General features: G+C 45.3%; 28 protein-coding genes and 1 pseudogene. 22 read left to right on the forward strand and 7 right to left on the reverse strand.

What is annotated here, in order from left to right:
• The first annotated feature begins 70 nt into the window (after nt 1–70).
• From FU659_RS03945 to abc-f, 5 genes are all read left to right on the forward strand, one after another.
• Nucleotides 71–1,627, forward strand: coding sequence for an ABC-F family ATP-binding cassette domain-containing protein (locus FU659_RS03945; RefSeq protein WP_147946359.1), 1,557 nt, complete (start codon nt 71–73; stop codon nt 1,625–1,627).
• Between the two features lie 13 nt (nt 1,628–1,640).
• Nucleotides 1,641–1,931, forward strand: coding sequence for a Dabb family protein (locus tag FU659_RS03950; protein ID WP_147946360.1), 291 nt, complete (start codon nt 1,641–1,643; stop codon nt 1,929–1,931).
• A gap of 151 nt (nt 1,932–2,082) precedes the next feature.
• Nucleotides 2,083–3,132, forward strand: coding sequence for a M42 family metallopeptidase (locus FU659_RS03955; RefSeq protein WP_261807597.1), 1,050 nt, complete (start codon nt 2,083–2,085; stop codon nt 3,130–3,132).
• The gene (locus FU659_RS03960) at nt 3,129–5,114 is read left to right on the forward strand and encodes an ABC-F family ATP-binding cassette domain-containing protein (RefSeq protein ID WP_147946361.1); all 1,986 of its coding nucleotides are present in this window, start codon (nt 3,129–3,131) and stop codon (nt 5,112–5,114) included. Before FU659_RS03955 ends, FU659_RS03960 begins: the two co-directional genes overlap by 4 nt.
• 68 nt (nt 5,115–5,182) lie before the next feature.
• On the forward strand, nt 5,183–6,796 hold the full coding sequence (gene abc-f, locus FU659_RS03965) for a ribosomal protection-like ABC-F family protein (protein ID WP_147946362.1): 1,614 nt from the start codon (nt 5,183–5,185) through the stop codon (nt 6,794–6,796).
• Between the two features lie 71 nt (nt 6,797–6,867).
• Here abc-f and FU659_RS03970 read toward each other — a convergent pair whose 3' ends face one another.
• Entirely contained in the window at nt 6,868–7,080 is a 213-nt protein-coding gene (locus FU659_RS03970; protein ID WP_147946363.1) for a hypothetical protein, read from the reverse strand.
• A gap of 73 nt (nt 7,081–7,153) precedes the next feature.
• On the opposite strand from FU659_RS03970, the gene FU659_RS03975 reads away from it, so the two are divergent.
• From FU659_RS03975 to kapB, 3 genes are read left to right on the forward strand one after another with little or no spacing between them, the layout of a single operon-like run.
• Nucleotides 7,154–7,669: a hypothetical protein gene (locus FU659_RS03975; RefSeq protein WP_147946364.1), complete on the forward strand. Its 516-nt coding sequence runs from the start codon at nt 7,154–7,156 to the stop codon at nt 7,667–7,669.
• Between the two features lie 4 nt (nt 7,670–7,673).
• Nucleotides 7,674–7,994 carry a thioredoxin family protein gene (locus FU659_RS03980; protein WP_187273884.1) on the forward strand — a complete coding sequence of 107 codons (321 nt, stop codon included), beginning with the start codon at nt 7,674–7,676 and terminating at the stop codon, nt 7,992–7,994.
• A gap of 27 nt (nt 7,995–8,021) precedes the next feature.
• Nucleotides 8,022–8,411 carry a kinase-associated lipoprotein KapB gene (kapB, locus tag FU659_RS03985; protein ID WP_147946366.1) on the forward strand — a complete coding sequence of 130 codons (390 nt, stop codon included), beginning with the start codon at nt 8,022–8,024 and terminating at the stop codon, nt 8,409–8,411.
• On the opposite strand, the gene FU659_RS03990 is transcribed toward kapB, so the two are convergent.
• Nucleotides 8,408–8,629, reverse strand: a complete 222-nt coding sequence (locus tag FU659_RS03990; protein WP_147946367.1) for a hypothetical protein — start codon at nt 8,627–8,629, stop codon at nt 8,408–8,410. The two genes, kapB and FU659_RS03990, sit on opposite strands and share 4 nt — an antisense overlap.
• 235 nt (nt 8,630–8,864) lie before the next feature.
• On the opposite strand from FU659_RS03990, the pseudogene FU659_RS03995 reads away from it, so the two are divergent.
• The 11 genes and pseudogenes from FU659_RS03995 (at nt 8,865) to FU659_RS04035 (ending at nt 17,266) form a co-directional block, all read left to right on the forward strand.
• A pseudogene (locus FU659_RS03995) lies at nt 8,865–9,940 on the forward strand (Gfo/Idh/MocA family protein).
• 16 nt (nt 9,941–9,956) lie between these two features.
• Nucleotides 9,957–10,592 (forward strand): trimeric intracellular cation channel family protein, encoded by a 636-nt coding sequence (locus FU659_RS04000; RefSeq protein WP_147946368.1) that lies wholly within the window; start codon nt 9,957–9,959, stop codon nt 10,590–10,592.
• 68 nt (nt 10,593–10,660) lie between these two features.
• A complete protein-coding gene (locus FU659_RS04005) occupies nt 10,661–11,143 on the forward strand; it encodes a hypothetical protein (RefSeq protein WP_147946369.1) in 483 nt (160 codons plus the stop codon).
• Between the two features lie 158 nt (nt 11,144–11,301).
• The gene (locus tag FU659_RS35100) at nt 11,302–11,472 is read left to right on the forward strand and encodes a hypothetical protein (protein ID WP_187273885.1); all 171 of its coding nucleotides are present in this window, start codon (nt 11,302–11,304) and stop codon (nt 11,470–11,472) included.
• Nucleotides 11,473–11,496: 24 nt separating this feature from the next.
• On the forward strand, nt 11,497–12,201 hold the full coding sequence (locus FU659_RS04010) for a hypothetical protein (protein WP_147946370.1): 705 nt from the start codon (nt 11,497–11,499) through the stop codon (nt 12,199–12,201).
• Between the two features lie 152 nt (nt 12,202–12,353).
• Nucleotides 12,354–12,563 (forward strand): hypothetical protein, encoded by a 210-nt coding sequence (locus FU659_RS04015; protein ID WP_187273886.1) that lies wholly within the window; start codon nt 12,354–12,356, stop codon nt 12,561–12,563.
• A 72-nt stretch (nt 12,564–12,635) separates the two neighbouring features.
• The gene (locus FU659_RS04020) at nt 12,636–13,520 is read left to right on the forward strand and encodes an ATP-binding protein (protein ID WP_147946372.1); all 885 of its coding nucleotides are present in this window, start codon (nt 12,636–12,638) and stop codon (nt 13,518–13,520) included.
• Between the two features lie 4 nt (nt 13,521–13,524).
• The gene (locus tag FU659_RS36805) at nt 13,525–14,112 is read left to right on the forward strand and encodes a hypothetical protein (protein ID WP_261807598.1); all 588 of its coding nucleotides are present in this window, start codon (nt 13,525–13,527) and stop codon (nt 14,110–14,112) included.
• Nucleotides 14,096–15,439, forward strand: coding sequence for a nitric oxide reductase activation protein NorD (locus FU659_RS04025; protein ID WP_261807599.1), 1,344 nt, complete (start codon nt 14,096–14,098; stop codon nt 15,437–15,439). Before FU659_RS36805 ends, FU659_RS04025 begins: the two co-directional genes overlap by 17 nt.
• Before the next feature lie 137 nt (nt 15,440–15,576).
• Nucleotides 15,577–16,755, forward strand: a complete 1,179-nt coding sequence (gene purT / locus FU659_RS04030; protein WP_147946373.1) for a formate-dependent phosphoribosylglycinamide formyltransferase — start codon at nt 15,577–15,579, stop codon at nt 16,753–16,755.
• A gap of 28 nt (nt 16,756–16,783) precedes the next feature.
• Nucleotides 16,784–17,266 (forward strand): acyl-CoA thioesterase, encoded by a 483-nt coding sequence (locus FU659_RS04035; protein WP_147946374.1) that lies wholly within the window; start codon nt 16,784–16,786, stop codon nt 17,264–17,266.
• A gap of 69 nt (nt 17,267–17,335) precedes the next feature.
• On the opposite strand, the gene FU659_RS04040 is transcribed toward FU659_RS04035, so the two are convergent.
• Genes FU659_RS04040 through cysT form a run of 5 tightly spaced genes read right to left on the reverse strand, consistent with a single transcriptional unit; the run spans nt 17,336 to nt 21,217 of the window.
• On the reverse strand, nt 17,336–18,454 hold the full coding sequence (locus FU659_RS04040) for a sulfate ABC transporter substrate-binding protein (protein WP_147946375.1): 1,119 nt from the start codon (nt 18,452–18,454) through the stop codon (nt 17,336–17,338).
• Nucleotides 18,455–18,487: 33 nt separating this feature from the next.
• On the reverse strand, nt 18,488–19,576 hold the full coding sequence (locus tag FU659_RS04045) for an ABC transporter ATP-binding protein (protein WP_147946376.1): 1,089 nt from the start codon (nt 19,574–19,576) through the stop codon (nt 18,488–18,490).
• Between the two features lie 35 nt (nt 19,577–19,611).
• The gene (locus tag FU659_RS38175) at nt 19,612–20,100 is read right to left on the reverse strand and encodes an ABC transporter permease subunit (protein ID WP_315971269.1); all 489 of its coding nucleotides are present in this window, start codon (nt 20,098–20,100) and stop codon (nt 19,612–19,614) included.
• 5 nt (nt 20,101–20,105) lie between these two features.
• Entirely contained in the window at nt 20,106–20,414 is a 309-nt protein-coding gene (locus FU659_RS38180; RefSeq protein ID WP_315971270.1) for a hypothetical protein, read from the reverse strand.
• Nucleotides 20,411–21,217: a sulfate ABC transporter permease subunit CysT gene (gene cysT, locus FU659_RS04055; RefSeq protein ID WP_261807600.1), complete on the reverse strand. Its 807-nt coding sequence runs from the start codon at nt 21,215–21,217 to the stop codon at nt 20,411–20,413. Before cysT ends, FU659_RS38180 begins: the two co-directional genes overlap by 4 nt.
• Nucleotides 21,218–21,770: 553 nt before the next feature.
• On the opposite strand from cysT, the gene FU659_RS04060 reads away from it, so the two are divergent.
• The 3 genes from FU659_RS04060 (at nt 21,771) to FU659_RS04070 (ending at nt 23,732) form a co-directional block, all read left to right on the forward strand.
• On the forward strand, nt 21,771–22,541 hold the full coding sequence (locus FU659_RS04060) for an ATP-binding cassette domain-containing protein (RefSeq protein WP_147946378.1): 771 nt from the start codon (nt 21,771–21,773) through the stop codon (nt 22,539–22,541).
• Nucleotides 22,542–22,579: 38 nt separating this feature from the next.
• Entirely contained in the window at nt 22,580–22,987 is a 408-nt protein-coding gene (locus FU659_RS04065; protein ID WP_147946379.1) for a DUF4395 domain-containing protein, read from the forward strand.
• A 64-nt stretch (nt 22,988–23,051) separates the two neighbouring features.
• Nucleotides 23,052–23,732, forward strand: a complete 681-nt coding sequence (locus tag FU659_RS04070; protein WP_147946380.1) for an HAD family hydrolase — start codon at nt 23,052–23,054, stop codon at nt 23,730–23,732.
• Nucleotides 23,733–23,950: the final 218 nt, after the last annotated feature.

Below are 23,950 nucleotides of genomic sequence, written 5' to 3' on the forward strand. Positions count from 1 at the left end.
GCAGTGTTATAATAAGAAGTCGCGAAAAAGAGCGATTATCTTCTAACAGACAGGAGTTTGGGTTTACGATATGAGTCTTTTGACAGTTGAAGATTTAAGCCATAGCTTTGGGGATCGTACGTTATTTAAAAATGTGTCTTTCCGACTTCTCGCTGGTGAGCGTGTCGGTATTGTTGGAGCGAATGGCGTGGGTAAATCCACGATGATGAATATATTGACCGGAAAGCTTCTGAAGGATACGGGTAAAGTCGAATGGACGCCGCGCGTTCATTATGGTTATCTGGATCAGCATTCTGTCCTGACGCCAGGCAAAACAATTCGCGATATTCTTCGCGATGCTTTCTTGCCTTTATATGAAGAGGAAAAAGAAATGATGGCCATTACGGATAAAATGGCTGATGCAACACCTGAAGAGTTGGACGTATTGCTAGAACAAATGGGCGAGATTCAAGAGCGTTTGGAAATCGGCGGATTTTATATGTTGGACGTGAAAGTCGAAGAGATGGGGAACGGACTTGGTCTTAATGCGATAGGTTTGGACCGTGACGTGTCTTCCTTAAGCGGTGGGCAGCGGACGAAGGTTCTTCTGGCTAAGCTGCTTTTGGAGAAACCGACCGTACTGTTATTGGATGAGCCTACGAACTATTTGGACGTTGAGCATATCGAATGGCTGAAAATATATTTAAAAGACTATCCGTTTGCCTTCATGCTTATTTCCCATGATACGGAATTTATGAATGAAGTCGTTAACGTGGTCTATCACTTGGAATTTACGAAGCTTACTCGCTATACAGCAAACTATGAGAAGTTCCTGGACATGGCTGAGATGAATAAAACGCAGCATATTGATGCTTACGAGAAGCAGCAAGAATTTATTAAGCAGCAGGAGGATTTCATTCAGCGCAATAAAGCTCGCTATTCGACATCAGGGCGCGCGAAGAGTCGTCAGAAGCAGCTTGAGAAAATTGAGCGTATTGACCGTCCTGAAACGGCTATGAAACCTTCTTTCGTATTTAAAGAAAGCCGTTCTAGCGGAAGAATTGTGTTTGAAGCGGAAAATATGGAAATTGGTTATGACCGTCCGCTTCTTCCGACTATGAACGTGACGATCGAGCGTGGGGAGAAAATCGCGATTGTAGGTTGTAACGGTGTTGGTAAATCAACACTGCTCAAAACGATTCTTGGCAAGATCGAGGCCTACAGTGGCAAAACATATCGCGGTGATTTCTTGTTTCCAGCATATTTCGAACAAGAGGTCAAAGCACCTAATATGACGCCAATTGATGATGTTTGGAATGAATTCTCAAGCATGAATCAGAATGAGGTCAGAGGTGCATTGGCACGCTGTGGCTTGAAAAACGAGCATATCACTCGTTCCATGAATATGCTTAGCGGGGGCGAGCAGGCAAAAGTTCGTCTTTGCAAACTGTTGATGAGAGAAAGTAACTGGCTGCTGTTTGATGAGCCGACGAACCATTTGGACGTCGTAGCCAAAGAAGAATTGCAGAGAGCTTTAAAAGAGTACAAAGGAACTGTATTGCTCGTTTGTCACGAACCGGAATTTTATGAAGGTTGGGTCACGAGAGTTTGGGATGTTGAAGAATGGTCATCTAAAGTAGCCAAATAGGAGGAATTCATACATGTTAACTCATGTCGTATTTTTTAAACTTAAAGATCGCAGTCCTGAAGCTGTGCAGGTGACTAAAGCAGTATTAATCAATATGGAAGGTAAGATCCCGGTTTTACGGCATATTGAAGTAGGGACAGATATCTTACATCTCGAGCGTTCCTATGATATTGTTTTAATTACAAAGTTTGATTCACTAGACGATTTGAAGGTATATGACACTCATCCTTTGCATGAAGAAGTAAAGAAACATATGAAGACAGTCCTTGACGGAACATCGATCTGTGTAGATTTTGAAAGCTAATCTAGTTTGATAAACATTGTGAAACAGTGTAGTATCCTTAGGAGAGGCTAGGGGGTGAATTCGTCACCAGCTAGTCGATAGTTTTCCTAGGCTGCACTGTTTTTTGTGTGTTAGGAGTTAGTTATATCTTAAATAAAAGGGAGGAATCCCGTTGAAGAACAAGCTGAATCAAGCTTATATGACGGACATACTCGATTTACTGCTGCGGACTCCAAGCCCAACAGGGTACACCCATCACATTATGCAGAAGGTGCAGGCTGAAGTGGTCAAGCTTGGATATGAACTGGCTTTTACGAATAAAGGCTGCGGTATTGTCACGATACCGGGCGTTAAAAGCGATCGTGTCATAGGCATATCCGCACATGTGGATACGTTAGGCGCGATGGTTCGTTCGATCAAAGAGAATGGCACATTGAAAATCACCTCATTAGGCGGTTTTATGATGGGAGCCATTGAAAATGAATATGTGCAAATTCATACACGGGATGAGCGTATTTATGATGGCACGATTTTAACCTCACGGCCATCTGTGCATGTGTATGAAGATGCCAGAGAATTTAAACGTGATGAAGCCAACATGGAAGTGCGAATCGATGAGATTGTGAAGTCAAAAAAAGATGTTCAAGCGCTTGGTATACGGGTAGGCGATTATATCTCCTTTGATCCGCGTGTTCAAATCAAAGATAATGGCTTTGTGAAGTCGCGTCATTTGGATGATAAAGCAAGTGTGGCTTCCTTGTTCGGGCTTCTCCGGTTATTGAAAGATGTGAACTTGAAGCCATCCTATACGGTAAAAGTATTCTTTTCTAATTATGAAGAGGTGGGTCACGGTTCTTCATTCATTCCGGATGATATTACTGAGTTTATTGCCGTAGATATGGGCGCGCTTGGTGATGATTTGAGCGGGAGCGAACGTGATGTTTCGATTTGCGCAAAAGATTCCTCTGGACCTTACGATTATCAGATGACATCGAAAATGATAGAACTTGCTGAAAAACTAGAAATTGGATATGCGGTGGATATATTTCCGCGATACAGCTCGGATGCATCTGCTGCACTTAGAGGCGGGCGTGATATTCGCGCCGCATTGGTAGGTCCTGGCGTTCATGCGTCACATAGTATGGAGAGAACACATATGGATGCTGTTAGTCATACAGCAGCGCTTCTTGCCGCATATGTCATGGAGCCTGCTGAAGCATGAATATACTTAGCGCAGTCGGTGTAACCAAAACATATGGCGAGAAAATATTGTTCGATCAAATTTCGTTCACGGTGAACGAGAAGCAGCGCATCGGGCTTATTGGCGTGAACGGGACAGGGAAATCCACGCTGCTGAAGCTGCTGGCGGGGCTGGAAACAGCGGATAGCGGCAAGCTTGTGCATGCTAACCATTTCCGTGTGGAATACTTGCCGCAGAACCCGGAGTTCGATCCGAACTCCACGGTTCTGGAGCAAGTATTCCACGGCGACACGCCGCTCATGAAGGCGCTTCGCGACTATGAGCTTGCCCTTACCGAGTTGGAGTTAGATGCCTCCAACGAGAAGAAACAGACGCGACTCTACAATGCCCAGTCGCGAATGGATGAGCAGGGTGCTTGGGAAGCCAGCACCCTCGCCAAAACAGTGCTGACGAAGCTAGGCATCAGCGATTTCGACAAGCCCGTCGGCCAGCTATCCGGCGGTCAACGCAAACGCGTCGCAATGGCTCGCGTGCTCATACAATCCGCCGACCTGCTCATCCTGGATGAGCCGACGAACCATATTGATAACGAGACTGCGATATGGCTCGAGGAATTCCTAAGCAAATGGCGCGGAGCCTTGCTGCTCGTTACCCATGATCGATACTTCCTGGAGCGTGTAACGAACCGCATCCTGGAGCTGGATCGTGGAAAGATTTATAGCTACGAGGGCAACTATGAGGCGTTCCTCGAGAAGAAAGCGGAGCGGATGGATTCCGAAGCCGCCAGCGAAGACAAGCGGCAAAATTTACTTCGCCGCGAGCTTGCTTGGTTGCGTCGCGGCGCGAAAGCCCGAACGACCAAACAAAAGGCGCGCATTAATCGCGCCGAGGAGCTAAGGGATCGCAAGGTTGACGGTCCCGGGGATAAGCTTGACATGGCGCTGGCGGGAAGCCGTCTGGGCAAGAAGGTGATGGAGCTGGAAGCGATCTCCAAAGCTTACCCTGGCGGGAAGCCGCTTCTGAAGGACTTCAGCTACATTGTGATGCCGAATGATCGTCTTGGCATTATTGGCCCGAACGGCAGCGGCAAATCGACGCTGCTGAATATGCTCGCTGGGCGCTTGCAGCCCGACAGCGGGACCATCGAGACGGGCCAAACCGTGAAATTGGCCTACTATACGCAAGAAAATGTTGAGATGGATGAAAAAATGCGTGTCATTGACTATGTGAAAGAAGCCGCGGAGCAAATACGCACATCCGATGGGGAATTTATCTCGGCTTCGCAAATGCTGGAACGTTTTCTGTTCTCGCCAACGCTGCAATGGTCGCCAATCGGTAAGTTATCCGGTGGGGAAAGACGCAGACTTTATTTGCTTAGGACGCTAATGGGCGAACCCAATGTCCTGCTTCTTGATGAACCAACGAACGATTTGGACATCCAAACGTTGACGATATTGGAAGATTATTTGGATCAATTTCCGGGAGCCGTTATAACTGTTTCTCATGATCGGTACTTTTTGGATCGCACCGTAACCCATTTATTCGCTTTTACTGGGGAGGGTTTCATAGAACCATTCATCGGTAATTACTCTGATTATTTGGAAGAGAAACGAGAACAGGCTGACGCAGATCAAGCGCGTAAAGAAAGTTTACGCAGCGCGTCTGCGGCGAAGCCAAATACAAGTGCAGCATCCAGTATTTCGGCGCCAATGAATAACAATACCGGGACAGCAACCAGCTCCAATACTACGAATCGTCCCAAGAAGCTAACCTTCAAAGAGCAAAAAGAATGGGATGAAATCGAGAACACGATCGCCTCGCTGGAAGACAAAGCCGATAGCTTGAAAAAACAAATTGAAGTCGCAGGTAGTGACTTTGATAAAGTCAGAGATTTGTATGAAGAACAGCAGCAAACGGCAGCGGATTTGGAAGTGGCTATGGAAAGATGGACTTATTTATCGGAGTTGGTAGAAGAAATAGAGAGAAATAAGGAGAGACTTTAAACTTCGAATAAAGATCTCTATATGGTATGATAGACTCAAACTAAAACAAAGGCAGGTAAACATTCCACATGATTAATGTTAATAACGTGACGCTTCGTTACGGCAAAAGAGCCCTTTTCGAGGACGCTAATATTAAATTTACACCGGGAAATTGCTACGGACTAATTGGTGCAAACGGAGCCGGTAAATCAACTTTTATAAAAATTCTTGCCGGTGAGGTTGAACCTAATACAGGTGAAGTAAATATAACGCCAGGCGAAAGAATGGCTGTACTGAAACAAAATCATTATGAATTCGATGAAATTGAAGTACTGAAAACCGTTATGATGGGCCATGCGCGCTTATTTAAAATTATGGAAGAAAAAGACGCTTTGTATGCGAAGGCCGATTTCTCGGAAGAAGACGGCATGAGAGCGGCTGAACTTGAAGGAGAGTTTCAGGATCTGGATGGGTGGCAAGCGGAGTCCGATGCGGCTGAGCTATTGATTGGTCTTGGAATCCCAACGTCGCTCCATGATACGAAAATGAAAGATCTGGACGGAAATGAGAAAGTGCGCGTTCTCTTAGCTCAAGCATTATTCGGCAATCCGAATATCCTGCTGCTCGATGAGCCTACCAACCATTTGAACTTGGAATCCATTCGCTGGTTAGAAAATTTCCTTTCCCGATTCGAAGGAACTGTTATTGTAGTATCCCATGACCGTCACTTCCTGAATCAAGTGTGTACGCACATTGCGGATATCGATTTTGGTAAAATTCAAATGTATGTCGGTAACTATGATTGGTGGTATGAGTCCAGTCAGTTAGCTTTGCGACTTTCCCGTGATGCAAACAAGAAAACCGAAGAGAAACGCAAAGAATTGGAAGCCTTTATCGCTCGATTCAGTGCGAATGCCTCCAAATCCAAACAAGCTACGTCCCGGAAGAAACAACTCGAGAAGCTTACGCTTGAAGATATTCGACCTTCCAGTCGTAAATACCCGTTCATCCATTTCAAAGCCGAGCGTGAGGCTGGCAAGCAATTGCTTGCGGTTGAGAATCTTTCGAAAACGATTGATGGCGTAAAAGTATTGAATAACTTAACCTTTACGATAAATAAAGGTGATAAAATCGCCTTCGTAGGACCTGATGGAATTGCCAAAACGACGCTGTTCAAAATCCTGATGGGTGAAATGGAAGCGGATGAGGGAACATTTACATGGGGAATTACAACATCGCAAGCTTATTTCCCGAAAGATAGCCAAGATTATTTCGACTCTGACTTGACCTTGGTTGACTGGCTTCGTCAATATTCCAAAGATCAAGATGAATCTTTCCTTCGTGGTTTCTTGGGCCGTATGTTGTTCTCAGGCGAAGAAGCATTGAAAAAAGCAAGCGTCCTATCCGGTGGAGAGAAAGTGCGCTGTATGTTCTCTAAAATGATGCTCAGCGGATCCAACGTGCTCATTTTGGATGAGCCGACGAACCATCTCGATTTGGAATCCATTACTGCACTGAATAATGGGCTTGTAGATTTTGACGGCACCATTTTGTTCGTATCTCATGACCATCAGTTTATTCAAACCATTGCGACTCGCATTATGGAAATCACGCCTAAAGGCATGATCGACAAAATGTTTACGTATGATGAATACTTGGAAAGTGACGATGTGAAAAAACAACGCGAAATTCAGTACGCGTAAGCAGGTTCACAATAGCAAAGAGCCCTGACATTGAAACTCATCAGGGCTCTTTTGCCTATCAAAAATAGGATCTAGCTGCCGCCAGTACGACGACGTTGATTGTTTACTTTTTTGGTCATTTGGCTTTTACCGCTTTGGTTAAAGCCACCGCTTTGTTGAGGATTTGCTTTTTGAGCGGCTTGGTCTGCTTTCTTTTGGGCAAGTTTTTGTTTAATGGCATCAGCTAAACTTACTTTTTTGAGACCTTCTTGTTGAACCTGTTGATCTTCAGGCTTGTCTGACATAGGGAACACCTTCTTTACGTGATATAACTTTAGTATAATCGAATCAAAGGAAAGATGAAAGAAGGTATGGTAGATGTTTGATCCAACCATTTATGATAATGTAAAGGTCGTGCTCGAAGGAGCTGTCTACGACTTGGATTTGGATGGAGAAATCCTGATTACTCGTCGAGAGGATTTGGTGGATTTATCAGCGATGTCTCGGACCTATGCGATTGAATTTGTTCGCAAAGTTGATTTTCCAAGCAAGGCAGAAATTCACTTGTATGTGCATCTAAGCGATTTGGCAGCAGAAATATTGGAGAATCCATCAGCCAAACCCGGCTGTACGCTTTCTGTTAAGTTCTATACGGAAGTGAAGGAGCCTGAATTAGATTGCAAACGCATTGCGGAGGAGTTGAGCGTAATCTGGGAGTATCGTCCACTCATAACCCAGGTGCTCTCGTATGAATATGGTGTTACACCAATAACGTATCAGAATGTAATCACCATTTCCTTTGGACGTAAAATTGATGAAAGTCAAATCGATGATTTTCCTCATCTGATTGATTCTGCGCTAAAAAGCTTGGCTTGGTTAGATGAAAGGGGGTAGTCATATGCAGGAATTAACCCAACAAGAGCTGTTGACCCGAGCCAACGATTCATCATTAGCGCCATTTGCCTTATTTTTGTATACGCCTTTTTGTGGGACATGCAAAGTGACCGAACAAATGCTGGATGTGATCATGGAGATGCAGCCGACTATGCCACTGATAAAAAGTAATATAAATTTTCTGCCACAAATCAGTCGTGACTGGCAAATCACAAGTGTTCCGTGTATAGTCATCTTTGAGCAAGAAAAAGAGAAGCAATTTTTGTATCGCATGCAATCGGTAGGGGATTTATATCAACATTTGAAGCCACTGCTTCCGAAGTAAATTAAATAAGAGTGGAGTTGTTGTAAGATGAGTGATTTTCAAGTAGGAGATCGCGTTACGGCTGAATATAAAACTGGGGCTTACTATGGTGAAATTGTTGAATTGACCAGCTCAATGAAAGCAGCGGTTCGGATTTTGGCTGTTAAGGAGCATCCGACACAGGGGGATTTACATCATCCAATGGATCCGAGTGTGCCGTTCTTTCATCAACGACGAGCCTTATCGTTTCAAGAGATCGCATTAATGCCTGTTTCGACAATCCGTCCCTTTGGAGGGGTGATTCCCGAGTATCCCGATTCCCTGAAGAGAGCGCTATTGTCACAAATCAGTAAGTTGACGGAGATGGAAGCATGGGCTCGACGCTCTCTGCAGGAGCTAAATCAGCTTAATGTGGAATATTTTGGGGATTCCAATTAAGAAACTTCTAAATACAATTTTGTGCCATCATTATATTTAAAAATGGCTACATCGCCAATGATCTCGATCATCGAGATCATTTTTAATTTTTTGCGAAATTCAAAGTGAAGCTCAAGTTCCTTGAGCTTGCTCGAGAGTAAATCCATGTGTGAAAGTCTATGTGTGTAATTAAGGACGGGAATGGATTTATTTTTGAATTTAATGGTTATTGCTTGCATGTGAATCACTCCTTTGATTAAGGATACATTTCAAATGTTAGATATGTTTGAGTCAAATTATTAGAAAAGTTTTAGTATCTCATTATATGTAAAGAACTGCCCTTTGTGGGCTAGTTCCGTAAAGATTAATTACAGGAACTGGTTGCTCCTACTTTTCGTTCAGCTATTGCGAGGATGGTTTCTCACATTTATAATAAGAAAGATTGCAAGCCAACAACTTTCGGAGGTATGTAAAATGACAACGGGAAAACCCATTCGAATAGGCATCATAGGTTCCGGTAATATCGGGAATGTACATATGGAAGTTCTTAAGCAAATACCGGAGGCGCAGGTCGCGGCCGTTACTGACGCTTACTTGCCGCTAGCAGAAGCAAGGGCTAAAGAACATCAGATTGAACGCGTATATGAGACGACGGACAAGCTGTTAGCCGATCATTCCATTGATGCGGTTATCATCGCGGTATCCAATGAATGGCATGCGCCTATCGCTGTGCAGGCATTAAATGCCGGTAAGCATGTCATGTTAGAAAAGCCAATGGCGCTTAATTTGGAGTCTGCCAAAGAAATTGTCGCTGCAGAACGCAAAGCAGGAAAAGTATTAATGATTCCTCATCAGCTTCGATGGGAAGCCCTCTCGATGTCTGTGAAACAACAGGTAGAAAAAGGTGCACTAGGGCACATTTATCATGCAAAGCTGGCTGGCTGAGACGCAAAGGGATTCCTGGCTGGGGGACTTGGTTTACGCAAATGGGGAAATCAGGCGGGGGTCCGCTTATTGATCTTGGGGTTCACATGTTGGATTTATCGCTTTATTTGATGGGCAATCCAAAACCAGTGTCTGTTTATGGAGCTACGTATGCTGAATTCGGACCACGCAAGAAAGGGATAGGTACCTGGGGCGCTCCCAATTGGAATGGTCACTATGATGTGGAAGATCTGGCTACTGCTTTGATCAAGTTTGATAATGGAGCCACGCTTTCATTAGACGTAAGCTGGGCGGCCCTAATCGAAACGGATAACCAGCCCTACGTGCAGCTTCTAGGATCGGAAGGCGGAGCTTCCATCCGCGGGACAAAAGGGAAATTGTTCGCTGAAATGTTCGACCGTGAAGCGGATGTGGATATTACAATTCCTGAGTTTGATGAGGGGCCGCGCGTAAGAATGGCCAGACACTTTCTAGCCTGTATCGAAGGTGGCGTTCAGCCTATTACTTCAGTCATGACTGGCTATACGAATAATCTGATTCTGGACGCGATTTACCGTTCATCGCAAACAGGACATGAAGTTGAATTGAACTGGGACATCGAGTAGACAGGGGATGCCGTAAGTGAATTGGGAGTTATTTAGTATCATAGGAACGATTGCTTTCGCAGTGAGTGGAGCTATTGTTGCGATGGAAGAGGAATATGATATATTAGGCGTCTATGTGCTTGGGCTTGTGACGGCTTTCGGAGGCGGTATTATTCGAAATCTATTGATTGGGAAGCCGATCGTGCTGCTGTGGGAACAAGGCGTATACTTCCAAATCGCATTATTTGCGATGACACTTGTATTCTTTATGCCTGTTCGATTCATCCGGTTATGGAAAACGTGGGAAGCTTTCTTTGATGCCATTGGATTGGCCGCATTCTCCATTCAAGGTGCCCTTTACGCAACCAATATGGGACACCCGCTTAGTGCCATTATCGTAGCTGCCGTCTTAACAGGGATTGGCGGAGGGATGGTACGCGATGTCCTCGCTGGTCGCAAACCCCTTGTTCTCAAAGATGAAATTTATGCTGTCTGGGGCATGCTGGCAGGCGCTTTAATTGGGCTCGGTTGGACCCAAGGCGTTTGGCAGTTGGCTATTCTTTTTGCGCTTATCGTAGTACTAAGAATGCTATCTGTATTTTATAAATGGAAACTGCCTAAGCGATCCTTGCGAAATACAATTTCGGAAGCCTCGCATCGATCTGAACTTTAAACTGTCAAGCAGACATAGCATAAACGATGGAGACAGTCGCTTTGCAAACTCTAAGGAGGAGGATTAGGATGGAATCATCATTTTCTCAGCTACAAAAAATTTCTTCGGAGATGATCGCTTCGCGTATCCAATCTGTGAAGGAATTGCTGCAGACAGAAATGGATATGTATGAGGTATCCAAAGACGTTGAAACCGGTGAACATTACCTTCATTATGCGTATATGCATCGAGACTTCACGAATACAGGCGAGCCTGAATCGTTTCATTATTTGCTGCCGATAGACAGTGATGATGTATTAGGCTTTATTTTTGGGGAACAGGGATATGCTTATCCCGAGCATTGGCAAAAAGCCTTTCTTCGTAATGGTCCCGAAGGATTTTATATTTGGTTCGATCCCTCACACGAAGCTAGACAAATTGAGGATGAGGCGATCGCAGCCGATCTTTTGCAAAAGCTGAAAGCTTTCCGCGAAAATGGCTCAGTCGATCCTGAGCAAGTTCGCAAGCTGCTGGAAGAGTTGGATCAGACGGGGAAAAAAGAGGATCAATAAGGTTGCTTATGGATTTGTGTCAGGGCAACAGAATGAGTATTAGGTAAAGTAGGCAAAAGAGTTTTGGGAAGAATTACTTCTCAAGACTCTTTTTTTGTTTGGTAAAAATCAGGTTATTTGTCCATATTAACTCTAACGTAATTGGTACAGAGAGGGGGATGAAAGATGTGAAGAGTGCGGAGTCGTATCAATTCGCGAATTTGAGCCATCGGGAAGATTTGCTGAATGATTTGCGCAGTTTGGAATCCCGGATGAAAACGGAGTTAGGTCACGAAGTTGCTCTGATTGCTTATGCGCAAGGAGAACAAGAGGATAAGCAGGGGAAATAAATTGCTGGGAAAGAAGGCGAGATCATGATAAAAGGAATGGCAATATTAGGACTTTCCGTTATGATAGCGGGTGTAATGACAGCTTGTTCCATGTCAAGTCCAGGGAATCAAGCGGGGGCCAGCTCATCAAATCCTCGTGCAGGAAGCTGGGATGCCGGATTAAGAAATAATGAAAATCCATCGTTGGGTGTAAAGAGTGTTAACCAATCGCCACAGCCTACTGTGCTGCAACCTACCATCGACAATGTAAAGGCGCACGCAAACACGCATTTAACTTTAAATAGGGATTTGGCTGATCAAATCATTCAAACTGCTCACGTGGGTTCCACAGCTGTTGCAGTGACAGATCATAACATATATGTGGCTGTTGATTCAGGCGGGATACAAACGCTTGGAAAAGAGGATACCTTGACGATGTTGAGCAAGAATAACGATTCGGTCGCCGGTGCGGGTTTATTCGGTTCCGGTATCGGTGGGTCAATGGATTGGTTATCCGCCAAGCCCTTATCTCCGGAAAGCAGCCAAGCTGTTCGACATTTATTAACACGGGTTTATCCCGAGGCTAATATCTTCATTTCGACCAATCCGCATTATGTGAATCGGATGATGTATTATGATGGGCAGCAGCGTCAGAGTAAACCTATGGATACATTTTTGAATGAATTTAATACGATGGTCCAATATGCCTTTCCATCTTATTCGACGGGGCAAATAGGCAAGTTACCTTGATGTTGGCCGGTTGATCGATAGATGGCTTCAAATCCCTCAGTCTCTCCAGTGAGCTGGGGGTTTTACATGCTTTTTGTTGGCACTATTCGTAAAAGGGAGAATGACGATGAATGAGAGTCGTTTAAGAAATGCTCGGATCGTTTTCAGGAATCATGAGCCGATATAAAGTTCGTGCTTATTGTCAATCGCGCAGCTGCGCCTATGTCCATAAGGAAGATGTGATTGAAGCCATTAATCACGAAACCGCCTATGGATTAGCTTTATTGTATAATGAGTCTTCATCGAGGCCGCAGTGTCCGTTATGTGGAGAATCTATGGCATTTTATTCTCATTCGATCATCGATGAGCCGTGGCTGCCTTGAATGGCTTGACAAGCTAGGCTTCCTGATAAATAGTAAGATCATATGGGATCAGGAAAGGAATGCGATAGAGAAATGGGAGAGCAATTACCGGTTGACATACAAGCACATTTAAATCAGATTCATCAACATAGACAAACGGAATTAAACCCGGAGGATCGTAAACTGATTGGAACTGCTGAATTTGCAGCACCTAGTGAGGATCTGCTTTCTGATACAATTATAGCTTTATTCTTAGGCAAAAATGTGCTGCTGAAGGGTCCGACAGGCTCTGGGAAGACGAAGCTGGCTGAACATGTTTCTGCGCTGTTTGATCAGCCTATGCATGTGGTAAACTGTTCAACGGATCTTGATGCTGAGGCACTGCTCGGATTTAAGACGTTAACGCACAATGCTCAGGGAAGCGCGCAAATCGAATTCATTCCGGGGCCGATCATGAAGGCTATGACCAAAGGCCATTTTCTTTACATAGACGAAATTAACATGGCGAAACCGGAGACGCTGCCTTTAATTAATGGCGTGCTTGATCATCGCCGGTCGATCACGAATCCTTTTACAGGGGAAGTAATTACAGCCCACCCTAATTTTAGAGTTGTAGCCGCTATTAATGAAGGCTACATGGGAACAGTTCCTCTGAATGAGGCATTGAAAAATCGTTTCGTGACCATTGAGGTGCCTTACCTTCAGGGTGAAATGCTGTATCTGCTGCTTCATCGTAAATCGATTTTACGAAATGAATCCCTGTTGCGAACCTTTGTACAGCTATCTGCTGATTTGTTAGCACTTATAGAAATGGGGCAATTACCGGATGAGGCAGGTTCAATTCGAGCTTTGCTGGATGCTTGCGATTTGACGACGTATATCCCGCCGCTGCGAGCAGTCAAGCGAGCAATTGCCGATAAATTAGAGGATGAAAGGGAACGTGCAGCCGTTATCAATGCGGCCGAAACGTTGTTTTAAGACCATGTTCGTTGGCAAATTGAGTTTATTGGATGATAAAATCGATTCGATGCTGCACATGCAGCTTGTTGATTTGGCAAGGATGCTGACAAGAAATAAAAAGATGGAGGTTGAAGCTGCATTTCATGCTCACTATGAAGAAGCTGCAGGATTGATCGCTGTAAGTCAGTTCTGGTGGGACTATTCGCTGTTGGATAAGACAGCGGGGATGAAAAGCGATGTGTACTTGCGAGGGATTGGCAGTGCTTGGTATACGGACGCCGCGGCCGTTAATGCCTATTTACTTTTCTGTCAAACGGCTGTATTGCCGAAGTTGGCTAATTCGCTTTTTGCGCTTTGTGAGGAGAGGCGCTTAGAACGCATTTGCAGGAAACGCAGACCCGGAACTTCTCGCGTTTTTGCGCACAGGCATCGGTTGTATACCGCTTTTTTTAAGCACAAGCTGCGGGCGCATCTAACGAAAAATGAGTTTGCTGACGCTGCTCTTTTGTTGATATATGGTTGGTTTGTTGGGGGGGGATTGGAGCGGGGAAGAAAGGAAAACATTCATATTCCGTTTAGACGCTTTATACCCAATGCTGGAGCAAATTGAAGAGGCTGAGCATACGAGCGAAGTTGCAACTTTATGTGAATCCATGATAGAGATGTTATCCTTTTGGTTAGAAGGAGATGCGCAAGCTGCCTACTTCTGGACGCAGCCCGGCAGCGGAACTGCGGAGCCTCTGCCTGGGGGGTATAAGGGCGAGCTGAAACGGGCGAAGCGGCTCGCCAATGATGATGTGCTCCCCGAGCAAGAGGGGGAGCGTCAACTGCCGGGCCAGGAGCGTATGCCGACCTGGCACCGCGAGAGCAGCGACCGCAGCCCAGGGCTGCTGCGGTTCGAGCTTGAGCGCGGCTCGCGCACAGCCGCGCCTGGTTCTGCGCCGCGCGAGGGCGACGCGGCCGATCAGGCGCTCGCCATCGCCCAGGGGCGCTCACGGCGCGCCAAGCGCTCCGGCGCCGCCGCAAGCGAGCGGCGCCAGAACCTGGCCGTGCCCGCTGCCGCGGGGCACGGGGAGAGCGCCGTCAGCGCGTACGCGACGGCGACATGGCTGGCGCCTGCGCGTCCTACTGCTGCGCAGGAGGACGCCTACAGGCGCCTGAGCGAGCGCGCAGCGCCGCTCGCAAAGCCTTTGCAGCGCGCCATCAGGCGCACGCTGGAACAGAAGCGGATCGCCCCGCGCGGCGATCGGCTGTTCGGGCGGCTCGACAAGCGGCTGACGCGAGCCGTGACCCAAGAAGCGCCGCGCCTCTTCTACAAGAAGCGCGCGCCGGTGCCCGAACTCGATGCAGCGTTCGCGCTGCTCGTTGATTGCTCCGCATCTATGTATGATAAGATGGATGAAACGAAGCTTGGTCTTGTTTTGTTTCACGAGACTCTCCACCAGCTCCGAATCCCCCATGAAATCGTCGGATTCTGGGAGGACGCGGACCGTGTTACTGATCAGGAGGCACCTAACCTGTTTCAGGTTGCCGTAGATTTCAGAACTTCCTTAGCCGCTGGAAGCGGCGCAGCGCTGATGCAGCTGGAGCCGCAGCAAGATAACCGTGACGGCTTTGCGATCAGGCAGATGAGTGTTCGCTTACTGCGGCGTATGGAGCGACAGCGCATCCTGCTCGTGTTCTCGGATGGAGAACCATCCGCAGCCAATTACAACGATGTGGGCATCCTAGACACTTATGAAGCCGTTCTGCAGGCTCGCCGTCAAGGCATTGAGGTTATTAGCATCTTTCTAGCAAGCGGTACCGTGCACGAAACACAGCGAATTACGATGCGCAATATGTATGGACGCAGCAGCATCGTTGTACCGGATGTGAAGGAGCTTGCTGAGCATTTGGTTCCTATTTTACGCAAACTTTTGTTGAAATCTATCATTTAATGACGAAATCCTTTACAATAATACAGGGCATTTCTAACAAGTTGTTGGATGTACCTCCCGCTATCCCCTTATACATCCATTTTTTTACATAAAACAAACGAGAAAACTTGCGTAGACGTTTAGGAGGATATTCATTCATGTACGGAGCACCATTAACAAACAAGGCAAAAAAGATTATGCTGCTTGGATCCGGTGAGCTTGGCAAAGAGGTTGTAATTGAAGCACAGCGATTAGGAATTGAAACGATTGCCGTAGATCGTTATGCGAATGCGCCAGCCATGCAGGTTGCCCATCGCAGCCATGTGATTAATATGCTGGATGACCAAGAACTCAGAGCCTTGATCGAACAAGAGCGCCCGGATCTGATAGTCCCGGAAATTGAAGCGATTGCTACGCCGGTTCTTGTTGAGCTAGAGAAGGAAGGGTATCATGTCATACCTACCGCAACGGCATCTCGATTAACGATGGATCGGGAAGGCATTCGTCGTCTTGCATCAGAGACGCTGGAACTAAGGACAGCCAAGTATGCTTTTGCCAATAGCTTGGAAGAATTGCATGCGGCTGTCGGAGAAATTGGAACACCCTGCGTGATTAAACCGATCATGAGTTCTTCCGGTAAAGGTCAAAGCGTATGCCGCACACCGGAAGATGTAGAACAATCGTGGAACATGGCGATGGAAGGCGGACGCGCCAAAAACGCGCGTGTCATTGTTGAGGAGTTTATTCATTTTGAATCGGAAATTACGCTGCTAACCATCCGATCTGTTTCAGGGACGACGTATTGCCAACCGATTGGACATATTCAAAAGGATGGAGATTACATAGAGTCATGGCAGCCGCATGCAATGAGTGAGCAACAGATTAGCGATGCACAGCATATGGCTAAAAGGATCACGGATGCCCTAGGCGGTTACGGTCTTTATGGTGTGGAGCTATTCTTAACCAAAGATGGCGTTTATTTCAGTGAAGTGTCACCTCGACCTCATGACACAGGGATGGTCACGATGGCTACTCAGGATTTGAGCGAATTTGCCCTTCATGCCAGAGCGATACTTGGCTTGCCGATTACCGGTATCCGACTGTTGACACCGGGAGCGAGTTACACATTGAAAGCTGACCGAGAGCAAGTGGCTTACACAATTAGCGGATTGGAAGAAGCGTTAGCCGTACCGAATACACAGGTTCGCGTTTTTGGTAAACCAGAAACGAAAGTAGGACGTAGAATGGCTGTAGCGCTAAGCAGCGCTGATACGGTGGAAGAAGCGCGCAGTTTGGCGAAACAAGCAGCAAGCTTACTTAAGCTGAACTACGAATAACCCAAGTCAACATCAGGAGGCATACATAGTGGAAGATAAACCAGCAAGATTCTCCCGAACCATTTTGACAGAGATTATTTTACCGGCAGACACAAACTATCATCATACTGTTTTTGGCGGACGCGTGATGCAATACATTGATAAAGTCGCAACAATCGCCTCGATGCGGCATTCGCGCAGAGGGGTTGTGACGGCTTCCAGCGATAGCTTGGATTTTTTTGCTCCTGTTAAATTGGGAGAGGCAATTCAACTCGAGGCTTTCGTTACCTGGACGCACCGCAGCTCCATGGAGGTATTCGTGAAGGTGGAGTCCGAAAATCTCTTAACCGGCGAAAGAAAAAGGACAGCCTCGGCCTACCTCACTTTTGTTGCTTTAGATGAGCAGGGTCAACCCTGCCCGGTACCGGGCATTATTCCTGAAACAGAAGAAGAGAAACGGCTATTCGAAACAGCCGAGATTAGGTTTGCAGCGAGGAAGCTTCGGAAGGAAGAACGGAACGCTATGCTCTAGCCTAGGTAATGCTTTTACAATTGGAAAGCCCGGTCGCGAAGGGATTCGCACCGGGCTTTTCGTTTTAACTTATTTGCTTCCGCCTTCAGCGAGTACAGTCTCCCAAATAGCGCCCTTACCATACAACTCTTTGTTTACTTTATCCCAACCGCCTAAGTAGTCGATGTTGAAAATACCGGCAGGTGTTGTATAGTTTTTCTCGTATTGTTTGGCAATTTCCGGAACGACAGAACGAAAGCCTTTGTCAGCGAATACTTTTTGTGCTTCAGGCGTCCAAAGATAATCAAGGAACGCTTGAACCGCATCACGGTTACCATGTTTGTCAACGTATTTATCGATAAGAGCAACCGGATTTTCAATCGTTGTTGTGTATTGTGGAATCACTTCAACATATTTCTTACCACTTTGAATACGAGCAACAAGCTCATTCTCATAGGTTACGATGGCATCGCCAACGCCTTTGTCAAACGTAGTAAGGGAATCGGCACCGCTTTTATCAAGCACTTTAATGTTTTTGTATACTTTCGTTAAAAGATCCTTCGCTTGGGCTGGATCTTGTTTACCGGCGGCCTCGGATGCTTTCAAACCTGCGCCATAAATCGCATTAATATCCCATTTTGCTCCGCCTGACGTACTTGGGTTAGGGATCAGAACTTCAACGCCCGGTTTCGTCAAATCAGCGAAATCTTTGATCCCTTTGGGATTGCCTTCACGAACGCCGATAGCTGCGATGGAGGAGGTAATATTGCCTTTGTGCGGTTTGCTTTTCCAATCATTCGTGATTAAGCCTTTTTCGACGATTTTTTGAATATCCCCTTCTAAGGATAGAGGAGCAATATCGGCTTCAAAGCCTTGAATAATGGCAGTCGCTTGCGAACCGGATGCTTGATAGGATTCTTGGAACTCAACGGTTTTGCCGGTTTTCTTTTTGTATTCTTCTTTAAATTTCGGGAGAATCTGGTCGAAGGAATCTTTTAATATCGAGTAAGCTCCGATCGTAATCGTTACTTTACCCCCATCCGCTACTGGAGCCGCGCTTGCAGCAGTCGTAGCAGCAGGTTTTGCTGCCGTGGTAGCAACGGGTGCTGAGGTGCTGGCTGTTTTGGTGCCAGATCCGCAAGCTGTAAGTGCAAGGCTTGCTGTAAATAAGGTTACTGTAATGAGACCAAACGATTTGATGTTTTTCATTTTTCATAACTCCCCTTCATATGTGTATAGTTATTATATAAAAACAGGCATCGGGTCTTGTTTAGCCTGATTTTCTAAAATTTTATTTTCTGTTTGTGTGAAAACAGATATTTGATGGATGAGAATGTTGACTTCATCACCGGGCTGATAAATTTTGTTTTCTTTTACGGATTGGTAAGCAAAAAGTGTAAGAGAGCCGGTATCGATTTCCAAATACCAAGAATCGCCGCGGAAATGAACGTGAGTGACTTTGCCTTTTTCTCCGGCAGTAGCCAAATGGGCGACGTCCTTCGAACGCACTTCAATAGATTCTGGCCGTATGAGGACATGAACCTCAGGCAGCCATTTGCCATCTTGTTGAATTTCCCCCAAATAAGGATAGCCATTAAGCGGTGTATATTGTGAAATCACATTGGATTCCCCAATGAAGGAGGCCACGAAGGAGGAGGCAGGTTTCGTATATATTTCCCAAGGCGTGCCTTGCTGTTCAATCTTGCCTCCTTGGACTAAGATGATCTCGTCTGCAACCTCAATCGCTTCATCTTGATCATGAGTAACAAACAAGGTTGTGATTTTGAATTCATCGATGAGATTTCTTAGCCAAACACGCAGTTCTTTGCGAATCTTAGCATCAATCGCAGCAAAAGGTTCATCAAGCAAAAGCAGCTGGGGTGCAGGAGCTAATGCTCTGGCGAAAGCAACCCGTTGGCGCTGCCCACCTGAAAGTTGGTGGGGATATTTGCGTTCGCTGCCGGCAAGACCCATTAAACCAAGTAAATAAGTGACGCGGTCATGGATGAAGTCCTTTGGCTTTTTCAATACTTTTAAGCCGTAAGCGACATTATCGAACACTGTCATATGCTTGAACAGGGCGTAATTCTGAAAAACGAATCCAATCCCCCGTTCCTGAACGGAGAGATGCGTTGCTAATTTGCCATCGAAATAAATATCGCCTGAGCTCGGGCTTTCGAGTCCCGATAACATGCGGAGAATGGACGTTTTACCGCCGCCGCTCGGTCCGATCAGACCGACCAGGTGACCTTTGGTAATTGAAAAATTTACGTCTTTAATCGCATGGAATTGTCCAAAATGCTTATTTATATGTTTAACCTCAATATGCATGTAAGTGTGCCTCCTTTAATATCCTTTTTGGAAAACTAGTGGCGTAATTTTTCGCTTTTTCTTTTTAACCATTCCAACGCTAGTAAGATGGAGATCGATACAAGTCCAAGCACGAAAGCAAGACTGTTCGCGGCTACCATTTGGAACTGCTCGGCATCTTGATAAACAAGTGTTGTTGTCGTTTGTGTTTGATTAATAATGTTGCCTGAAACGACAAGAATGGAACCGAATTCTCCAAGTGCCCTCGCAATTGTCAGGATAAGACCATAGAGCACACCCCAGCGAATACCCGGCCAAGTGATTTGAATGAAAGTGCGCCATGCCCCGGCGCCAAGCGTTGATGAAGCCTCTTCAGATTGTGTTCCGATTTCTTCAAGAAGCGGAACAACTTCGCGAACCATAAGAGGAAATGTGATGAACATTGTAGCTAAGATCATACCTGGCAGGGCGTAAACGATTTTCATATTATGGGCTTCTAAAAAAGTACCTAATGCGGTATTCGGTCCAAAAATCAGAATGACCATTAAACCTACGATGATCGGCGATACGGCAATGGTAGATCGATAAGAGCATTAATGACAGGTTTTAACCAACGGGAAATCCAGGAGCCTCTAACAATTTCTAAGGAAACATAAATACCGATAATGGCATTAAGAATCGTTACGACAGCTACGATAATAAAGGAAATCTTCATTGCATGTATAGCTTCAGGACGAACAAGGGAAGCAAAGAAAGCATGCAATCCTCCTTCAAAAGCACCGAAGGCAATGCCTAGAAAAGGCAGTATAATTAGAAGGAATATAACGAGAAAGGAAATACCTATCAGTAATCTTCTCATGCAAGGCGCCCCTTTCCGCGTGTCAATACATTGATAATCCAGAGAATAAGGACTGACAATGTAAGAAGTACGATAGAGATGGCTGCTGCGCCTTCAGGATTGTAGTTTTGCGTTTCTCCATATATATAGACCGATGCGACCATCGTCTTTCCCGGTAAATTACCTGAAATTAAGGAGATAGCTCCAAATTCGGCTAACGATCGAGAAAAGGCGAGCATGCTGCCGGCAATAATGCCGGGAAAAATAGCAGGGAAAACAATTTTCCAGAAGGTGTAGAACCTTCCGGCGCCAAGCGTGAAGCTAGCTTGTTCTTCGGCTGGATCGAGCTGTTCTAGTAAGGGTTGAACGGTACGAATAACAAAAGGAAAGGTTACGAAGACGAGTCCAAGCACAATAGCAAACTGATTGTACAAGAGTTTAATCCCAAAATGCTCCAGCCAACTGCCTAGTGGGCTTGCCGGTCCTAGTAAGGTCAGGAACATCAGTCCTGCTACTGAGGTTGGAAGCGAGAAAGGAAGATCAACCATACTGTTCAATAGGCTTTTGCCACGAAATGTGTAACGTACAAGAACGTAAGCAATAATGGTGCCGACAATTGCTTCAACAACTGTAGAAATTATGCTGAGCTTGATTGTAAGCAAAATGGATTTCCAGGCTAATGGACCTGTAACTTCTTTCCAGAATGGATCCCATCCTAGCGAAAAACCTTTTAAATAGATGGAACCTATTGGCACAAGAAGCAGAACAATCAAATAGCCAATAAGCACAGATCGAACCGTAGCTTTGAATACTTTATTACCCACGTTACACCACCTAATTGTATTAATCATAGCACTTTACTCGGAATAATAAATTGAATATAACAGCGCAGGCCTATCTTTGTCAATCACCAAATCCCATTTTTATACTTGAATGTGGAAGAAATTTTTGAATTAAAAAAAGTTTCAACAAAGATCGGAGTTCTTTCTATTAAGCTCATTAATGAAGGCTTTTTAAGCATGACTTTACGTAGTTTGGAAATAGCTAGGGATTATAATGGGGATTGCATTACATGGGTTCGATCTTGTTTGAATCCCTGTCTGAGAGAATACTCAATATGGACGTCAGGCCGTTAGCGGCAGCTTTGAATGGTATATAGGCGAACATATTTCAAATAATGAATGAAAAAATCGTTGACGCATGGCTTATGTGGTGATAATATAAAATCATTAATTATTCCGACTAAATATATGTGAATTATAAGTTTAAGGATGAGGTGTCGACCAGATAGCTGGAGACTTCCCCGTATGGTGAGCAGGACTAATCATACGGGGAGGTCTTCTTGTTTTTATGGCGAATAATAAGGAGGAAGCTGTTATGAGTAAACATGATGGAGGCGTTCAGCTTCATATTCGAAACGTGAATAAGTCATTCGGAAGTACGATGGTGTTATCTGGGATCGACCTAAATATTAAACAAGGCGAATTCGTTGCCATCGTGGGGCGAAGCGGATGTGGCAAAAGTACACTTCTGCGCTTGATTGCCGGTCTTGACGAGGCTTCAAGCGGTGCTATTATTTTGGATGCGCAGTCTATTAACGGAATTCATGCGGACACCCGCGTGTTATTTCAAGAACATCGGTTGTTACCTTGGAAAAAGAACATTGACAACGTTCGCATTGGCGTGAAGTCTGGTGATAAAGAACTCGCTCGCAAAGCGCTGCAGCAAGTAGGTCTAGAGCATAAGCAGGATGACTGGCCTTCTGTGCTGTCTGGCGGACAGCGACAACGTGTCGCTTTGGCAAGAGCGTTAGCGGGCAACCCACGGTTGCTGCTGCTAGATGAACCGCTTGGGGCATTGGATGCCTTAACTCGCATAGAGATGCAGCAGTTGATTGAACAGTTGTGGTTAGAAAAGCAATTTACGGTACTCCTTGTCACTCATGATGTTAGTGAAGCTGTCGCTCTGGCAGATCGGGTTATCGTGATTGAAGATGGGAAGATCGGTTTGGATATCCGCATTTCGCTTCCTAGACCCAGAGAACATGATAGCGGATTTGCCTATTTCGAGAAAACGATTTTGGATCGATTGCTTGTGAAGCAGCCCTACGAACATGTTAAAAATACCGCAGATGCATTTTCCATATAAGGAAGAGTTTAGTATTAATTTAGAGAGGAGGGACTAGGTTGAAAGAAGTTCCTATTTCCTATGTGAAGGCAAATCAAGCCGGTATTGTAATTGTTGTGCTGCTTTCCTTTGCGTTACAGTTGCCATGGCTTATTGGTATATTATGGCTTATTCAAGTGGTTGGTTTGGTATTTGGCGGGAAATGGAATCTATTCGTAGCCATCACCAGAAGATTTATTCGTGTGAAAGCGGGTTATACGCAAGCCGCGGAGCTAACGCGTTTTAACAATGTTTTAGCTGTTCTTTTCCTGACATTATCGCTTCTTTCATTTGCAGTTGGGTGGCAAGTTCTGGGATATATATTCACAGTGTTTCTACTGGCGGCGGCAGGAGCAGCTTTACTTGGATATTGTATCGGATGCACCATTTATTATCAGTATAAACAGTTACGGATTAGACGTGGATGATCAGAAAGACTCCCCCTTTTTCATAGAGGCGGGAGTTTTCTGCTACATACTGGAGGTTAGTTGAATGGATTTACGTCAAATAACTTGGATTTTTTTCGATGTAGGGGATACCCTTGTCGATGAAACGAAACCAATGAACAGCACCTTTGAGCAATTTGTGCACTATGCATCGGAACTGGGTTATTCATTAGATACGCAAACTGTTCGTGAATCATTCATGACTGCGTATCGTACTTATCAAGATCGACCCATGCAGTACGTCACAGAAACGTTGGTTTCTAAAGAAGAAGATCGAGCTCTTATCCGCAGTAAAATGAAGTATGAGAAACAGCTGGAAGAACCATTTCCTGATGCTGAACGGGTCCTCGAACGTATTGCTGAGCGCTACAAAATTGGGATTATTGCTAATCAGAGTGTGGGCACCACAGCTCGTTTAGAGACGTATGGGCTGATGAAACATATCTCCATGGTTTGTGCCTCAGCAGAGGCGGGTTTGTCCAAACCCGATGTAAAATTTTATGAATTAGCTCTACATGAAGCTGGTTGTAGACCTGAAGAAGCGGTGATGGTCGGTGATCGTTTGGATAATGACATTGTTCCTGCGCAGTTTTTAGGAATGGGTACGATATGGGTCAGGCAAGGTCTTGCCCGTGAACAGCCTGTTCCTTATGCAGGGGTAACGCCAGATGCCATTATCGATCAGCTTGCTGATATCGTACATGTGTTGCTCAAAGACTTCACTTAATGATTGACATAGGATATAACATGAGCAGATGGATACATCTTAAGTAAATGTGTAGAATAATGGAGGTCTGCCTTGACCAAAGGAGGCTTCTTTATGTCTCGTTGCAGCAGGCTGAAAATTTCTCCGAAAATATGTTAATAACAGGATTGACACCAATTCTAGGTGATGCTAATATGGGTTTATGAATAAAACACACTAAGCACATCGGAATTATTTAT

It is taken from the genome of Paenibacillus sp. N3.4 (genome assembly GCF_008017805.1).
GTDB lineage: Bacteria > Bacillota > Bacilli > Paenibacillales > NBRC-103111 > Paenibacillus_E.

What these genes read in the sequence shown, in the direction of transcription:
- purT (WP_147946373.1), top strand. Translation starts at nt 15,577, where the DNA reads ATGTACGGAGCACCATTAACAAACAAGGCAAAAAAGATTATGCTGCTT.
- FU659_RS38180 (WP_315971270.1), bottom strand. Translation starts at nt 20,414, where the DNA reads ATGAGAAGATTACTGATAGGTATTTCCTTTCTCGTTATATTCCTTCTA.
- FU659_RS03975 (WP_147946364.1), top strand. Translation starts at nt 7,154, where the DNA reads ATGTTTGATCCAACCATTTATGATAATGTAAAGGTCGTGCTCGAAGGA.
- FU659_RS35100 (WP_187273885.1), top strand. Translation starts at nt 11,302, where the DNA reads ATGAAAGATGTGAAGAGTGCGGAGTCGTATCAATTCGCGAATTTGAGC.
- FU659_RS04010 (WP_147946370.1), top strand. Translation starts at nt 11,497, where the DNA reads ATGATAAAAGGAATGGCAATATTAGGACTTTCCGTTATGATAGCGGGT.
- FU659_RS04005 (WP_147946369.1), top strand. Translation starts at nt 10,661, where the DNA reads ATGGAATCATCATTTTCTCAGCTACAAAAAATTTCTTCGGAGATGATC.
- FU659_RS04020 (WP_147946372.1), top strand. Translation starts at nt 12,636, where the DNA reads ATGGGAGAGCAATTACCGGTTGACATACAAGCACATTTAAATCAGATT.
- FU659_RS04015 (WP_187273886.1), top strand. Translation starts at nt 12,354, where the DNA reads ATGAGCCGATATAAAGTTCGTGCTTATTGTCAATCGCGCAGCTGCGCC.
- FU659_RS03945 (WP_147946359.1), top strand. Translation starts at nt 71, where the DNA reads ATGAGTCTTTTGACAGTTGAAGATTTAAGCCATAGCTTTGGGGATCGT.
- FU659_RS36805 (WP_261807598.1), top strand. Translation starts at nt 13,525, where the DNA reads ATGTTCGTTGGCAAATTGAGTTTATTGGATGATAAAATCGATTCGATG.
- FU659_RS38175 (WP_315971269.1), bottom strand. Translation starts at nt 20,100, where the DNA reads ATGGTCATTCTGATTTTTGGACCGAATACCGCATTAGGTACTTTTTTA.
- FU659_RS04040 (WP_147946375.1), bottom strand. Translation starts at nt 18,454, where the DNA reads ATGAAAAACATCAAATCGTTTGGTCTCATTACAGTAACCTTATTTACA.
- FU659_RS04025 (WP_261807599.1), top strand. Translation starts at nt 14,096, where the DNA reads ATGCTGGAGCAAATTGAAGAGGCTGAGCATACGAGCGAAGTTGCAACT.
- FU659_RS03950 (WP_147946360.1), top strand. Translation starts at nt 1,641, where the DNA reads ATGTTAACTCATGTCGTATTTTTTAAACTTAAAGATCGCAGTCCTGAA.
- FU659_RS04070 (WP_147946380.1), top strand. Translation starts at nt 23,052, where the DNA reads ATGGATTTACGTCAAATAACTTGGATTTTTTTCGATGTAGGGGATACC.
- FU659_RS03960 (WP_147946361.1), top strand. Translation starts at nt 3,129, where the DNA reads ATGAATATACTTAGCGCAGTCGGTGTAACCAAAACATATGGCGAGAAA.
- FU659_RS03970 (WP_147946363.1), bottom strand. Translation starts at nt 7,080, where the DNA reads ATGTCAGACAAGCCTGAAGATCAACAGGTTCAACAAGAAGGTCTCAAA.
- abc-f (WP_147946362.1), top strand. Translation starts at nt 5,183, where the DNA reads ATGATTAATGTTAATAACGTGACGCTTCGTTACGGCAAAAGAGCCCTT.
- FU659_RS04045 (WP_147946376.1), bottom strand. Translation starts at nt 19,576, where the DNA reads ATGCATATTGAGGTTAAACATATAAATAAGCATTTTGGACAATTCCAT.
- FU659_RS03990 (WP_147946367.1), bottom strand. Translation starts at nt 8,629, where the DNA reads ATGCAAGCAATAACCATTAAATTCAAAAATAAATCCATTCCCGTCCTT.
- FU659_RS04060 (WP_147946378.1), top strand. Translation starts at nt 21,771, where the DNA reads ATGAGTAAACATGATGGAGGCGTTCAGCTTCATATTCGAAACGTGAAT.
- FU659_RS03980 (WP_187273884.1), top strand. Translation starts at nt 7,674, where the DNA reads ATGCAGGAATTAACCCAACAAGAGCTGTTGACCCGAGCCAACGATTCA.
- kapB (WP_147946366.1), top strand. Translation starts at nt 8,022, where the DNA reads ATGAGTGATTTTCAAGTAGGAGATCGCGTTACGGCTGAATATAAAACT.